Annotated in this window: 12 protein-coding genes; 10 read left to right on the top strand and 2 right to left on the bottom strand. The window is 61.7% G+C overall.

What is annotated here, in order from left to right:
* Positions 1-60 precede the first annotated feature (60 nt).
* Positions 61-1,560, bottom strand: coding sequence for a gamma-aminobutyraldehyde dehydrogenase (locus tag AC1D19_RS17640; RefSeq protein WP_477763920.1), 1,500 nt, complete (start codon positions 1,558-1,560; stop codon positions 61-63).
* Between the two features lie 105 nt (positions 1,561-1,665).
* Positions 1,666-2,580 (bottom strand): LysR family transcriptional regulator, encoded by a 915-nt coding sequence (locus tag AC1D19_RS17635; protein ID WP_007975056.1) that lies wholly within the window; start codon positions 2,578-2,580, stop codon positions 1,666-1,668.
* A 182-nt stretch (positions 2,581-2,762) separates the two neighbouring features.
* Between AC1D19_RS17635 and AC1D19_RS17630 the strand changes: the two genes are divergently transcribed.
* The 10 genes from AC1D19_RS17630 to lysS all read left to right on the top strand — a co-directional run bounded on the left by AC1D19_RS17630 (position 2,763) and on the right by lysS (position 15,110).
* A complete protein-coding gene (locus AC1D19_RS17630; RefSeq protein WP_477763919.1) occupies positions 2,763-3,455 on the top strand; it encodes a tellurite resistance TerB family protein in 693 nt (230 codons plus the stop codon).
* A 302-nt stretch (positions 3,456-3,757) separates the two neighbouring features.
* Positions 3,758-5,380: a methyl-accepting chemotaxis protein gene (locus AC1D19_RS17625; RefSeq protein WP_477763918.1), complete on the top strand. Its 1,623-nt coding sequence runs from the start codon at positions 3,758-3,760 to the stop codon at positions 5,378-5,380.
* The gene (locus tag AC1D19_RS17620) at positions 5,380-5,916 is read left to right on the top strand and encodes a chemotaxis protein CheW (protein WP_477763917.1); all 537 of its coding nucleotides are present in this window, start codon (positions 5,380-5,382) and stop codon (positions 5,914-5,916) included. The genes AC1D19_RS17625 and AC1D19_RS17620 overlap by 1 nt, the downstream gene beginning before the upstream one ends.
* Entirely contained in the window at positions 5,913-7,184 is a 1,272-nt protein-coding gene (locus AC1D19_RS17615) for a CheR family methyltransferase (RefSeq protein ID WP_477763916.1), read from the top strand. The genes AC1D19_RS17620 and AC1D19_RS17615 overlap by 4 nt, the downstream gene beginning before the upstream one ends.
* Positions 7,181-7,861, top strand: coding sequence for a chemotaxis protein CheW (locus AC1D19_RS17610; RefSeq protein WP_477763915.1), 681 nt, complete (start codon positions 7,181-7,183; stop codon positions 7,859-7,861). Before AC1D19_RS17615 ends, AC1D19_RS17610 begins: the two co-directional genes overlap by 4 nt.
* Positions 7,858-10,137, top strand: coding sequence for a response regulator (locus AC1D19_RS17605; RefSeq protein ID WP_477763914.1), 2,280 nt, complete (start codon positions 7,858-7,860; stop codon positions 10,135-10,137). The genes AC1D19_RS17610 and AC1D19_RS17605 overlap by 4 nt, the downstream gene beginning before the upstream one ends.
* Positions 10,134-11,144, top strand: coding sequence for a chemotaxis-specific protein-glutamate methyltransferase CheB (gene cheB, locus AC1D19_RS17600; RefSeq protein ID WP_477763913.1), 1,011 nt, complete (start codon positions 10,134-10,136; stop codon positions 11,142-11,144). The genes AC1D19_RS17605 and cheB overlap by 4 nt, the downstream gene beginning before the upstream one ends.
* A gap of 48 nt (positions 11,145-11,192) precedes the next feature.
* On the top strand, positions 11,193-12,194 hold the full coding sequence (locus AC1D19_RS17595) for a diguanylate cyclase domain-containing protein (RefSeq protein WP_477763912.1): 1,002 nt from the start codon (positions 11,193-11,195) through the stop codon (positions 12,192-12,194).
* 207 nt (positions 12,195-12,401) lie between these two features.
* Positions 12,402-13,497 (top strand): peptide chain release factor 2 gene (gene prfB / locus AC1D19_RS17590; RefSeq protein ID WP_185754790.1). Its coding sequence is split into 2 segments (ribosomal slippage): positions 12,402-12,473 and positions 12,475-13,497, totalling 1,095 coding nucleotides; the frame shifts between segments, so codons are not numbered across the junction.
* Between the two features lie 110 nt (positions 13,498-13,607).
* Positions 13,608-15,110, top strand: coding sequence for a lysine--tRNA ligase (lysS, locus tag AC1D19_RS17585; protein ID WP_477763911.1), 1,503 nt, complete (start codon positions 13,608-13,610; stop codon positions 15,108-15,110).
* Positions 15,111-15,143: the final 33 nt, after the last annotated feature.

Genomic DNA, 15,143 nt, shown 5'->3' with positions numbered 1-15,143 from the left:
GGTCGGGGCAGTGTTTTGAACGTGGTGAAGCATGCCGTTGGTGGCTTGTTATTAGCGTAGTCAGAGATGCTCGCCATGGCGGGCCATGATGTGCCGTACCACGCTGTAGTCCTGAAGCGAATCGCTGGACAGGTCTTTGCCGTAGCCCGAACGTTTCAGGCCGCCATGGGGCATTTCGCTGACCAGCATGAAGTGGCTGTTGATCCAGGTGCAGCCGTACTGCAAGCGCGCCGCGACCTGCATGGCCTTGTCGAGGTTCTGGGTCCAGACCGACGAGGCCAGGCCGTATTCCGAATCGTTGGCCCAGTCCACCGCTTGTTCCAGTTCATCGAAGCGAGTCACGGTGACCACCGGCCCGAACACTTCGCGCTGGACGATTTCATCGCCTTGCTTGCAGCCGGCCAACAGGGTCGGCTGGTAATAGAAGCCGGCGCCGGAATGCACGGCTGCGCCGGTCACCCGCTCGATGTGCGGCTGGCCGAGGGCGCGTTCGACAAAACTGGCCACGCGGTCGCGCTGGCGGGTGCTGATCAGCGGGCCGATTTCATTGTCGGCGTCGCGTTTGCCGGCGAAGCGCAGGCTGCTGACGGCCGCGCCGAGTTCGGCCACCAAACGGTCATGAATCCCGGCTTGGGCATAAATGCGGCAGGCAGCGGTACAATCCTGGCCTGCGTTGTAATAGCCGTAGGTGCGCACGCCTTCGACCACGGCCTGAATGTCGGCATCGTTGCAGACGATCACCGGGGCCTTGCCGCCGAGTTCGAGGTGGGTACGTTTGAGGGTTTTGGCGGCGGCTTGAAGAATTTTCTGGCCAGTGACGATATCGCCGGTCAGCGACACCATGCGCACTTTAGGGTGATTCACCAGGTGGCTGCCGACACCTTCGCCGCCACCGCAAACGATGTTGATCACCCCCCGTGGCAGGATCTCGGCCAGCGCTGGCGCCAGGGCGAGGATCGACAGCGGCGTGTGTTCCGACGGCTTGAACACCAGGGTGTTGCCGGCGGCGAGGGCCGGGGCGATTTTCCACGCGGCCATCATGATCGGGTAGTTCCACGGCGCAATCGACGCCACGACCCCGATAGGATCGCGCCGGACCATGCTGGTGTAGCCCGGCAGGTATTCGCCGCTGAGCTGGCCGGTCTGGCAACGCACGGCACCGGCGAAGAAGCGGAACACGTCGACCGTGGCATTCAGGTCATCCTGACGGGCCAGGTGCAACGGCTTGCCGCAGTTCATGGATTCTAGGCGGGCCAGCAGGTCGGCATTTTTTTCGATGGCGTTGGCGATCTCCAGCAACAGGTTCGAACGCTGTTGTGGCGTGGTGCGTGACCAACCGGCAAAGGCTCGGTGGGCGGCGAGGATCGCGGCTTCGACTTGCTCGGTGCTGGCTTCGGCGATCCGGGTCAGGACTTCCCCGGTGGCGGGGTTGAGAATCGGCTCGACGCAGCCTTGACCGGCGACTAATTCACCATCGATCAACAATGCGGTGAACAACGGGGTCTGCGCGCCAGCCATTTTTCGGGTTCTCGTTTTTTGTGTGGCTTCTTGTGTAGACATGGCAGCGCTCCCAGTGGCTGGGGCCCGGCCGTCTTTATTAGATGCAACAAGACTAGTTCGCGGACCCGAGGACAACAAATACTAAATACTGAAGGTGGCGTTCGATTAAATAGATGGCTTGCGACCGCCGTGGGGTTGTTCGCGGGCGACCGTGAGAAACGGGTCCACCAGCGCCGGCCGCGCGGTGCCGCGACGCCACGCCAGGCCGACATCCAGGGTCTGGCTGAGGTCGGCAATCGGCCGCGCTTCGATGATGTCGCCCTCCAGTGACCACGGGCGATAGGTCATGTCGGGCTGGATCGACACGCCCAATCCGGCGGCCACCAGGCTGCGCACCGCTTCGGTCGAAGCCGTGCGCAGGGTGATGCGCGGTTGCAGTGAGGCTGCTGACCACATGCGCTGGGCGTTGCGGTCCATTTCATCGACGTTCAGTTGAATCAAAGGCTCGCGGGCCACGTCGGCGAGGTTGATGCTGTCGTGTTCCAGCAACGGGTGCTGGGCCGGCAGCCATAGCCGGTGCGGTGAGTGGGTCAGCACTTCGGTCTGCAAGGCGTGGCGGTCTTCGAGGTTGGACAGGATCAGTACGCCGACATCGATCTCGCCGCTGACCAGCAAATGCTCGATGTAGGGGCGCTCATCCTCCATCACGCGGATTTCCACGTTGGGGTAGGCGCGCTGGAAGCGGGTGAGCAAATCCGCCAGGTAATAACCGGCCACCAGGCTGGTCACGCCGACGATCAACTGTCCGGCGACCTGATCGGTGCTCTGTTGCAGGCTGCGCTTGGCGTTATCCACCGTGGCCAGGATCAAGTGCGCCTGACGCAGGAATTGATGGCCCTGGTGGGTCAGGGTCATGCCCTTGGCATGGCGGCTGAACAGGCTGACGCCGATTTCCTCTTCCAGTTGCTGGATCGCCAGGGTCAGGGTCGACTGGGAAATGAACGCGGTTTGTGCGGCGGCGGAGATAGAGCCAGTCTCGGCCACGGCGATGAAATGACGGATCTGACGCAAGGTCATCATGGGAAAGCACCCGGTGGGCTGTTTTTATCGATTTGTTGGAGTGTATATCTTTTTTTTCGATGGGCAGCGCCGGGTGCCTTGGCGATGCAACATCTGGAAGTACTCTCGCGCACGGGGCGTAGGCACTTTCAATCTAGGCTGGTGGCCTTGTTTTCAGGTTAAACGTCTTGTGGAGGCGGCAGATGAACACCCGTGGATTGCTCGATCAACTACTCAAGTCCGGCCAGGACCTGTTGCAGAACAAGGGCGGTAGCTCGCAGCAAAAGGGCGTGAGCGGTGGATCCGGTGCCCTCGGCAGTTTGCTCTCCGGCGCGAGTGGCGGGGCATTGGCGGCGGGCGCCATGGGCTTGCTGCTCGGCAGCAAAAAGGCCCGTAAAGTCGGGGGCAAGGTCGCGGTCTACGGCGGTCTCGCCGCATTGGGCGTGCTGGCCTATAAAGCCTACGGCAACTGGCAGGCACAGCAGGGCGGTGCAGCCGGTACAGAGCCGCAAACCCTGGACCGCGTACCGGCCGCGCAAGTCGAGTTGCACAGCCAGGCGATTCTCAAGGCGCTGGTGGCTGCGGCCAAGGCTGACGGTCATGTCGATGAGCGTGAGCGTGCCTTGATCGAAGGCGAATTCACCCGGCTCGACAGCGATCAGGAACTGCAGCACTGGCTGCACGCCGAGCTCAACAAGCCGCTGGACCCGAGCGATGTCGCCCGTGCCGCCCGCACCCCGGAAATCGCCGCCGAGATGTACATCGCCAGCGTGATGATGGTGGATGAGGAAAACTTCATGGAGAAGGCCTATCTCGACGAGCTGGCGCGGCAGCTCAAGCTGGAGCCGGGGCTGAAAGCCGAGCTTGAGAAGCAGGTTCGCCAGGCCTCTCTGTAAGGCCCTGTAAAGATCGCAGCCTGCGGCAGCTCCTACATTGGATCGGTGTTCACTTGTAGGAGCTGCCGCAGGCTGCGATCTTTTGATCTTTCAAGCAGTACTCAATCTCCCAATGACCATTCCACCGCCCCTTTCTACCGAATCACCCCTATCACCTATCCCCCCAATTAACGGACAGTCCCAACCCTGAGCCCATCCCGCCTTTTTTCAACGGGATGCGAAGTGGCGCGCATCCGTCTTATAAATGAAACACCGCCCTCGGCTATACTCCCCGCATTTCGAACCGGCCTCGAGGATTGACTGTGAAGAACTGGACGTTGCGCCAACGCATTTTGGCGAGCTTTGCGGTAATTGTCGCCATCATGTTGCTGATGGTGGTCGTCTCGTATTCCCGGCTGTTGACGATCGAAAACAGTGAGGCCAGCGTGCGTGAGGACGCTCTGCCAGGGTTGTATTACAGTTCGATGATTCGTGGCGCGTGGTCCGACAGTTATGTACGCATACAGGCCATGCTCGGCCTGGAGGAAGGGCAGAGCTTCAGTGCCGAGGATGCCGAGAACTTCAAGGGCTTCGCTGAGCGGTTGAAAGAGCAGATGGACCTCTACCGTGCAACGATTACCGACGAAGAAGACAGGGTTGATTACGCAGCCTTCGAAAAACTTCATGAGGACTACCATAGGATTCTGGCCGAGGTGATCGAGTTGTATAAACGCAACCAGAACGCCGAAGCCGTCAACGTGTTCAAAGGTGAACTGACCCCGAGCTGGATAGCGGGTCGGATGAAGGTCAATGACATCCTGCGTCATAACAAGACTGTGGCGGACAGAGAAATCGCGGCCATTGATGATGCGGTGCTCACCGCCAAAGTCATCATGGGCATTTCCCTGGCGATCGCGGTGCTGGCCGCCGCCCTCTGTGGCCTGTTGCTGATGCGCGCCATCATGGCGCCGATGAACCGCATCGTGAAAATCCTCGAAATCATGCGCACTGGTGACCTCAGCAGCCGCCTGAATCTGGAGCGCAAGGACGAATTCGGCGCGGTAGAGACCGGCTTCAACGACATGATGACCGAGCTCACATCCCTGGTGTCCCAGGCCCAGCGTTCGTCGGTGCAGGTGACCACGTCGGTGACCGAGATCGCCGCGACGTCCAAGCAGCAACAAGCCACCGCCACCGAAACTGCCGCCACCACCACGGAAATCGGTGCGACTTCCCGTGAAATCGCCGCCACTTCCCGGGATCTGGTGCGCACCATGACCGAGGTTTCCACCGCCGCCGATCAGGCTTCCGTAGCCGCCGGTTCCGGCCAGCAGGGCCTGGCACGCATGGAGGAAACCATGCACTCGGTGATGGGCGCAGCCGATCTGGTCAACGCCAAACTGGCGATCCTCAACGAGAAGGCCGGCAACATCAATCAGGTGGTGGTGACCATCGTCAAGGTCGCCGACCAGACCAACCTGTTGTCGCTCAACGCCGCCATCGAGGCCGAGAAGGCCGGGGAATACGGACGCGGTTTTGCCGTGGTCGCCACCGAAGTGCGGCGTCTGGCGGACCAGACGGCGGTGGCCACCTACGACATCGAGCAGATGGTTCGCGAGATCCAGTCGGCGGTATCGGCCGGGGTCATGGGCATGGACAAGTTCTCCGAGGAAGTGCGTCGCGGCATGTCCGAGGTGCAGCAAGTCGGCGAGCAGTTGTCGCAGATCATCCATCAGGTTCAGGCGCTGGCGCCGCGGGTGCTGATGGTCAACGAAGGCATGCAGGCCCAGGCCACCGGCGCCGAGCAGATCAACCACGCGCTGGTGCAGTTGGGCGATGCCAGCAGCCAGACCGTCGAGTCTCTGCGTCAGGCCAGTTTCGCCATCGATGAGCTGAGCCAGGTGGCCGTCGGGCTGCGCAGCGGCGTTTCGCGATTCAAAGTCTGATGAGCGAAATCTCGGCCAAACGCTCTGCCGTGAAGCAGGCGCTGCATGCATTGTTTCTGGTGTTCCGCATCGGCAGCGAGCGCTATGCGTTGCAAGCCATCGAGGTGACGGAAGTGCTGCCGCGCCTGCCCTTGAAGCCCATTCCCCATGCACCCGTCTGGGTCGCCGGGGTGTTCGCCTATCGGGGCGCCGTGGTGCCGGTGATCGACTTGAGCGCACTGACGTTTGGTACGCCTGCGCAGGCCCGTACCAGCACGCGACTGGTGCTGGTCAACTATCGCCCGGATGAAACTACCGAATCACAGCTGCTCGGATTGATTCTGGAACAGGCGACCGACACCTTGCGCTGCGATCCGGCGGATTTTCAGCCCTACGGTCTGGACAATCGCCAGGCGCCTTACTTGGGGCCGGTGCGCAAGGACGAGCAGGGCTTGCTGCAATGGGTACGGGTCTGCGATCTGCTGGACGAACAGGTTCGCGCCTTGTTGTTCCCCTCGCCGCCACTGGATCCGGCGCTGTTGGAGGAGCGGCCATGAACAGCGATCAGCGTTTTTTCGACTTCCTCAAGGAGCGTATCGGACTCGACGTGACTTCCGTGGGGCCGGCAATCATCGAGCGAGCGGTGCGCCAGCGCAGCATTGCGGCGCAAGCACCCTCGGCCGATGAGTATTGGCGCACCTTGCAGGGCTCGCGGGACGAACAGCAGGCGTTGATCGAAGCGGTGATCGTTCCGGAAACCTGGTTCTTCCGTTATCCGGAATCCTTCGCCACCCTGGCGAAACTGGCGAGCAAACGTCTGGCTGAAATCAACAATCTGCGTGCGCTGCGGATCCTCAGCCTGCCGTGTTCCACTGGCGAGGAACCCTACTCGATCGCCATGGCATTGCTCGATGCCGGGCTCAAGCCGCACCAGTTCAAGGTCGACGGCATGGACGTCAGCCCGCTGTCGGTGGAAAAAGCCGGGCGCGCCTTGTACGGCAGGAATTCCTTTCGGGGCGACGACATTGCGTTTCGCGACCGCCATTTCATTGCCGAGGGTGACGGCTATCGCCTGAACCCGTGTGTGCAGGAGCAAGTGCGCTTGCAGGTCGGCAATCTGCTGGATCCGGCGTTACTGGCCGGCGAACCGCCATTCGATTTCGTGTTTTGTCGCAACCTGCTGATCTATTTCGACCAGCCGACCCAGAAGCAAGTCTTCGAAGTGCTCAAATGCCTGACCCACGTTGACGGCGTGCTGTTTATCGGTCCGGCCGAAGGCAGTCTGCTGGGGCGTTTGGGGATGCGTTCGATCGGTATCGCACAGTCCTTCGCGTTCAGTCGACAGGGGACTCCGGACTTCGAACCCTTGCCGGCATTCGTTCCAGCACCATTGCCTGTGCCGCAACCGCTACGCAACCCACCGCCTGCGCCAGTGCGCAGTCGCCCATTTGCCAGTGTTGTTCCGCTGGCTTCTGCGCCGAAAACGTCTGGCACCGATACGGCCGTGCTGCTGGCGAACATCGCCGCGCTGGCCGATGAAGGCAAAAGCGCCGAGGCGAGGGCCGCTTGTGAAAACTATTTGCGCGGTCATGAACCGGTAGCCCAGGTGTTCTATTGGCTGGGACTGCTCAGCGATGTCGCCGGAAACGTCCTCGAAGCCCAGGGCTTTTATCGCAAGGCGTTGTACCTCGAACCGCAACATCCCGATGCGTTGATGCACTTGGCCGCATTGCTGCAGGCCCAGGGCGACGCGACGGGGGCCAGACGATTGCAGCAGCGTGCCGCCCGCAGCGAGCGCGCCGCCGACAGTGAGCGTAAACGATGATCGCCACCGACACCTTTAGTGTCACCCGGGATGCCCAGGCCATCGACGACTGCTGGAACCGTATTGGTATCCACGGTGACAAGTCCTGCCCGTTGCTGGCCGAACATGTTCATTGCCGCAATTGTGCGGTGTATTCGGCGGCCGCCACACGCTTGCTCGATCGCTATGCGTTGCAGCAGGAGGATCGCGGGCCAGTGTCCGTCACGGTCGAGAGCGAGGTGAAAACCCGCTCGTTGTTGATGTTCCGTCTGGGTGAAGAATGGCTGGGCCTGGCCACGCGCAATCTGGTCGAGGTGGCGCCGCTGCAGGCGATTCACTCCTTGCCGCACCAGCGCTCCCGGGCCTTGCTCGGCGTAGCGAATGTGCGCGGCGCGTTGGTTGCCTGTCTGTCACTGGTGGAGCTGCTCGGCCTCGACGGCACCAGCAACGTCGCACCCGGCACGCGGGTCATGCCGCGCATGCTGATCATCGCGGCCCACGGCGGATCAGTGGTGGTGCCGGTGGACGAAGTCGACGGGATTCACGCCATCGACGAGCACGTCCTCGATACCGCATCGCGCCCGGGTGCGCAGGCCAGCGCCAAATACACCCGTGGCGTGTTGCAATTCAAAGGTCGCAGCCTGCGTTGGCTGGATGAAGAGCAGCTGCTGTCCGCCGTGACCCGGAGCCTCACATGACCCCCGAGCAAATGCGCGACGCCTCTTTGCTGGAGTTGTTCAGCCTGGAGGCCGAAGCCCAGACCCTGGTCTTGAGTGTCGGCCTGCTGGCGCTTGAGCGCGACCCGAGCCTGGCCGATCAACTTGAATCGTGCATGCGTGCGGCGCACTCACTCAAGGGGGCGGCGCGGATCGTTGGCGTCGATGCCGGGGTCAGCGTTGCCCATGTGATGGAAGATTGCCTGGTCAGTGCCCAGGAAGGGCGCCTGGTGCTGCGTCCCGGGCACATCGATGCGTTGTTGCAAGGCACCGATTTGCTGATGCGCATTGCCACGCCAGGCAGCACGCCGGGGGACGCGGACATCGACGCTTATGTGGCATTGATGGCGCGGTTACTGGACCCGACGGTGCCGTTGATTGCGCCAGCAGAACCGGTGATGGCCGAACTTCAACTCGAAGCACCCGCGCCCAAGGTCGAGTCGTTGGCGCCTGCCGACGAACAGCCATCGGCGCCAGCCCCGCGCAAGATCACACGCACCACCGAAAACGGCGAACGCGTGCTGCGTGTCACCGCCGAACGCCTGAACAGCCTGCTCGATCTGTCGAGCAAATCCCTGGTGGAAACCCTGCGGCTCAAACCGCACCTTGCGACCATGCAGCGCCTCAAGCGCATGCAGAGCAACAGCCTGCGTGCACTGGAGAGTCTCAACGTGCATCTCAAGGATCATGCCTTGAGCCTGGAGGCCCGGGAAACCCTTGAGGATGCGCGCCGCTTGCTCGCGCAATCCCAGCAACTGCTCGTGGAAAAGAACACCGAACTCGATGAGTTCGCCTGGCATGCCAGCCAGCGGGCACAGGTGTTGTACGACACGGCGCTGGCCTGTCGCATGCGGCCGTTTGCCGATGTGCTGACCGGTCAGGTGCGTATGGTCCGTGATCTGGGGCGCGATCTGGGCAAACAGGTGCGACTGGAGATTGAAGGCGAGAAGACTCAGGTTGATCGCGACGTGCTGGAAAAGCTCGAAGCGCCGCTGACTCACTTGTTGCGCAATGCGGTCGACCACGGCATCGAAACCCCGGAACAGCGCCTGCTGGCGGGCAAGCCGGCGGAAGGTTTGATTCGCCTGCGCGCTTCGCATCAGGCCGGCCTGCTGGTGCTGGAATTGAGCGATGACGGTAACGGCGTGGACCTGGAAAAGGTCCGTCGCAGCATCGTTGAACGTAGTTTGTCGCCCGCGCAAACCGCCGCGCAGTTGAGCGAAGAAGAGCTGCTGACGTTCCTGTTCCTGCCCGGTTTCAGTTTGCGCGACACGGTCACCGAGGTGTCCGGTCGCGGCGTCGGCCTGGATGCGGTGCAGCACATGGTCCGGCAGTTGCGCGGCGCGGTGGTGCTGGAGCAGACGGCGGGCGAGGGCAGTCGTTTCCACCTTGAGGTACCGCTGACCCTGTCGGTGGTGCGCAGCCTCGTGGTGGAAGTCGGCGACGAAGCCTATGCCTTCCCGCTGGCGCATATCGAGCGCATGTGCGACCTGGAGCCGGCGGATATCGTGCAGGTCGAAGGCCGCCAGCATTTCTGGCACGAAGGCCGGCATGTCGGCCTGGTGGCGGCCAGTCAGTTGCTGCAGCGTCCGGCCAGTCAGAACAGCGGGCAAACCCTGAAAGTCGTGGTGATTCGCGAGCGCGATGCGATCTACGGCGTGGCAGTGGAACGGTTTATCGGTGAGCGGACATTGGTGGTGTTGCCGCTGGATGAGCGTCTGGGCAAGGTGCAGGACATTTCCGCCGGGGCCCTGCTCGACGACGGTTCGGTGGTGCTGATCGTCGATGTCGAAGACATGCTGCGTTCGGTGGATAAATTGCTCAACACGGGGCGTCTGGAGCGCATTGCCCGCCACAGCAATCAGGTGGTCGAGGCGGCCCGCAAACGAATTCTGGTGGTGGATGATTCCCTGACCGTGCGTGAGTTGCAGCGCAAGCTGTTGCTCCATCGCGGATACGACGTGGCGGTTGCGGTGGACGGCATGGACGGCTGGAACGCGCTGCGTTCGGAGGATTTCGATCTGCTGATCACCGACATCGATATGCCGCGCATGGACGGCATCGAACTGGTCACGCTGCTGCGTCGGGACAGTCGCCTGCAATCGCTGCCGGTGATGGTGGTGTCCTACAAGGATCGCGAAGAGGACCGGCGCCGTGGACTGGATGCCGGGGCCGACTATTATCTAGCCAAGGCCAGTTTTCATGACGACGCCTTGCTCGATGCGGTGGTCGAGCTCATCGGAGGAGCGCGGGCATGAGGATCGCAATCGTCAATGACATGCCCATGGCGGTGGAGGCCCTGCGCCGCGCCCTGGCATTCGAGCCGACACACGAGGTGATCTGGGTCGCCGGCAATGGCGCCGAGGCGGTGCGCCAGTGCGCGCTGGACACGCCGGACCTGATTCTGATGGACCTGATCATGCCGGTGATGGATGGCGTCGAGGCCACGCGGCGGATAATGGCCGAGACCCCATGTGCCATCGTCATCGTCACCGTGGATCGTGAGCAGAACGTGCATCGTGTGTTCGAGGCCATGGGCCACGGCGCGCTGGACGTGGTTGACACCCCGACCCTTGGTGTCGGCAATGCCCAGGAAGCGGCCGCGCCGTTGTTGCGCAAGATCTTGAACATCGTCTGGCTGATCGGTGACAAGGGCAACCGCCCGCGCCCGGCGCTGGCACCGTTGCGCAGTTCGGGCTCACGCCAGAGCCTGATCGCCATTGGCTCATCCGCCGGTGGGCCGGCAGCGCTGGAAGTCTTGCTCAAAGGGCTGCCGCGTGATTTCTCTCCGGCCATCGTGCTGGTGCAGCACGTTGACCAGGTGTTTGCTGCCGGCATGGCTGAATGGCTCAGCAGCGCCAGCGGCCTCAATGTGCGCCTGGCCGAGAACGGCGAGCCGCCGCAAAGCGGCACGGTAATGCTGGCCGGCACCAATCACCATATTCGCTTGCTGAAAAACGGCACGCTGGCCTACACCGCCGAACCGGTCAACGAGATCTACCGGCCCTCCATCGATGTGTTCTTCGAGAGCGTGGCCAGTTACTGGAACGGTGACGCCGTGGGGGTTTTGCTCACCGGCATGGGGCGTGATGGTGCCCAGGGGCTTAAACTCATGCGCCAACAGGGCTTCCTGACCATCGCACAAGACCAAAACAGCAGTGCGGTGTACGGCATGCCGAAGGCGGCCGCGGCCATCGACGCTGCCGTGGAAATTCGCCCGCTGGACAAGATAGCGCCACGATTGCTGGAGATTTTCGCCAAATGAGCACCTTTTTCCTCATTCCTGGCTCAGGTAGTACTCAGGTGACCGCACATGACTGAATTACAGCTCGACGACTTCAAGACCGACGAAAACGCCGCCATGGTGTTGCTGGTGGACGATCAGGCCATGATCGGCGAAGCCGTGCGCCGCGGCCTGGCGAACGAAGAGAATATCGATTTCCACTTCTGCGCCGACCCGCACCAGGCCATCGCCCACGCGGTGCGCATCAAGCCGACAGTGATCCTGCAGGATTTGGTGATGCCCGGCCTTGACGGCCTGAGCCTGGTACGTGAATACCGCAATCACCCGGCGACCAAGGACATTCCGATCATCGTCCTGTCGACCAAGGAGGATCCGTTGATCAAGAGCGCGGCCTTTGCGGCCGGAGCCAACGATTATCTGGTCAAGCTGCCGGACAACATTGAGCTGGTTGCACGCATCCGCTATCACTCGCGCTCCTACATGACCCTGCTGCAACGGGACGCGGCGTACCGCGCGTTACGGGTCAGCCAGCAGCAGTTGCTCGACACCAACCTGGTGCTGCAACGCCTGATGAATTCCGACGGCCTGACCGGGTTGTCGAACCGTCGGCACTTCGATGAATACATGGAGCTGGAATGGCGCCGTTCGCTGCGTGAGCAGAGCCAGTTGTCGTTGCTGATGATCGACGTCGACTACTTCAAGGCCTACAACGACAGTTTCGGCCACCTGGAAGGCGATGAAGCCCTGCGCAAGGTTGCCACGGCGATCAAGGATGCCAGTGCCCGGCCTTCGGACCTACCGGCCCGTTACGGCGGCGAGGAGTTTGCCCTGGTACTGCCCAACACTTCCCAGGGCGGTGCACGGCTGGTGGCCGAGAAGCTGCGCCAGACCGTGGCAGCCCTGAAGATCCCGCATAACTCGCCCACCGAAGGTTCGAGCCTGACCATCAGCATCGGCCTGTCGACCATCACCCCGAAAGCGGGCAGCAATTGCCGAGACCTGATCCTGGCGGCGGACAAGGGGCTGTATTCGGCGAAGAACAATGGGCGTAATCAGGTGGGGGTCGAATAAACCGTATCCCCCTGTAGGAGCGAGCCTGCTCGCGAAAAAGCCAAAGGCGCAGTTGGGCATCTGGTTTTACGCGTCATCGTTAACGACCATCGCGAGCAGGGCTCGCTCCTACAGGGCGTGCCTTTTCGGCCAAGCGGACTGCCGTTACCGACCGTTTCCCGGTATACTCGCCGGCTTTCAAAAGTTCGCCAACGAGTGCTGCCCGTCATGGAAATCAACCCGATCCTGAACACCATCAAGGACCTGTCCGAGCGCTCCGAAACTATTCGGGGGTATCTTTGACTACGATCAAAAGCATGAGCGTCTGACCGAGGTCAATCGCGAGCTTGAAGATCCGAGTGTCTGGAACAAACCTGAATACGCCCAGGAACTGGGCCGCGAGCGCGCTGCGCTGGCGCAGATCGTCGATACACTCGACGAGCTGAACACGGGTCTGGCCGATTGCCGCGACCTGCTGGACATGGCCGTTGAAGAGAACGACGAAGGCGCAGTGGGCGATGTCGTCGCCGAGCTGGCCCGTCTCGAGGAAAGTCTGGCCAAGCTGGAATTCCGCCGCATGTTCAGCCACGAAATGGACCCGAACAACGCCTACCTGGACATCCAGGCCGGTTCCGGCGGCACCGAAGCCCAGGACTGGGCCAACATCCTGCTGCGCATGTACCTGCGCTGGGCCGACAAACGCGGTTTCGACGCGACCATCATGGAACTGTCGGCCGGTGAAGTCGCCGGGATCAAGGGCGCGACCGTGCACATCAAGGGCGAATACGCGTTTGGCTGGTTGCGGACCGAGATCGGCGTGCACCGTCTGGTGCGCAAGAGCCCGTTCGACTCCGGCAACCGTCGCCACACCTCGTTCTCCGCGGTGTTCGTCTCGCCAGAGATCGATGACAAGGTGGAAATCGAAATCAACCCGGCAGACTTGCGGATCGACACCTATCGCTCCTCCGGTGCCGGTGGTCAGCACGTAAACACCACCGACTCGGCCGTACGTATCACCCACGTACCGACCAACACCGTGGTCAGCTGCCAGAACGAACGTTCCCAGCACGCCAACAAAGACACCGCCATGAAAATGCTGCGGGCCAGGTTGTACGAGCAGGAAATACAGAAGCGCAACGCGGCGTCCCAGGCGCTGGAAGACACCAAGTCCGATATCGGCTGGGGTCATCAGATCCGTTCGTACGTGCTCGATGCCTCGCGGATCAAGGATCTGCGCACCAACATCGAACGCAGCGACTGTGACAAGGTGCTCGATGGCGACATCGACGAATACCTGGAAGCGAGCCTGAAGTCCGGGCTGTAAGCAATGCAATACAGGATCGGCTGACTCAGCGCGATCCTTGTAGGAGCGGGCTTGCCCGCGATCCCCAGCCGCAGGCTGGGGACAACGAACCAGATGGAATATTTAAAGACATGAGCGACCTAGAACTCGACCCGCAAGCCCTGCAACAGGAAGAAAACTCCCTGATCGCCCTGCGCAAGGAAAAGCTTGCTGCCGAGCGCGCCAAGGGCAATGCCTTCCCGAACGACTTCCGCCGCGAAAACTACTGCGAGCAACTGCAGAAACAGTACGCGGACAAGACCAAGGAAGAGCTGGCAGAGGCTGCGATCCCGGTCAAGGTTGCCGGTCGCATCATGCTCAACCGTGGCTCGTTCATGGTGATCCAGGACATGACCGGGCGCATCCAGGTCTACGTCAACCGCAAGACCCTGTCCGAAGAAACCCTGGCCGCGGTGAAAACCTGGGACATGGGCGACATCATTGCAGCCGTTGGCACCCTGGCCCGTTCCGGCAAGGGCGACCTGTACGTTGAAATGACCAACGTGCGCCTGCTGACCAAATCCCTGCGCCCACTGCCGGACAAGCACCACGGCCTGACCGACACCGAACAGCGCTACCGCCAGCGCTACGTTGACCTGATCGTCAACGAAGACGTGCGCCAGACTTTCCGCGTGCGTTCGCAAGTCATCGCGCACATCCGCAGCTTCCTGATGAAGCGTGACTTCCTGGAAGTGGAAACGCCGATGCTGCAGACCATTCCTGGCGGCGCGGCAGCCAAGCCGTTCGAAACCCACCACAATGCGCTGGACATGGGCATGTTCCTGCGTATCGCGCCGGAGCTGTACCTCAAGCGCCTTGTTGTTGGCGGGTTTGAGAAAGTGTTCGAGATCAACCGCAACTTCCGCAACGAAGGCGTTTCGACTCGTCACAACCCTGAATTCACCATGTTGGAGTTCTACCAGGCCTACGCCGACTACGAAGACAACATGGACCTGACCGAAGAGCTGTTCCGCGAACTGGCGCAGCTGGTTCTGGGCAGCACCGACGTGCCATACGGCGACAAGGTGTTCCACTTCGGCGAGCCGTTCGTGCGTCTGTCGGTTTTCGACTCGATCCTCAAGTACAACCCTGAGCTGACCGCTGACGACCTGAACGACATCGACAAGGCTCGCGCCATCGCCAAGAAAGCCGGGGCCAAGGTGCTGGGCTTCGAAGGTCTGGGCAAGCTGCAAGTGATGATTTTCGAAGAACTGGTCGAGCACAAGCTGGAGCAGCCGCACTTCATTACCCAGTACCCGTTCGAAGTGTCGCCGCTGGCCCGTCGTAACGACGAGAACCCGAACGTCACCGACCGTTTCGAGCTGTTCATCGGTGGTCGTGAAATCGCCAACGCCTACTCCGAGTTGAATGACGCGGAAGACCAGGCCGAGCGCTTCATGGCCCAGGTGGCCGACAAGGACGCCGGCGACGACGAAGCCATGCACTACGACGCCGACTTCGTTCGTGCGCTGGAGTACGGCATGCCGCCAACGGCGGGTGAGGGCATCGGTATCGACCGTCTGGTGATGCTGCTGACCAACTCCCCGTCGATCCGCGACGTGATCCTGTTCCCGCACATGCGGCCGCAAGCGTAAGTGTTTCAATTAAAAAGCCGCCTTTGAGGCGGC

This window comes from Pseudomonas sp. P1_C12 (assembly GCF_056406435.1).
The sequence above is the reverse complement of the archived record's forward strand: the minus strand, read 5'-3'. Positions and strand labels throughout refer to the sequence as shown.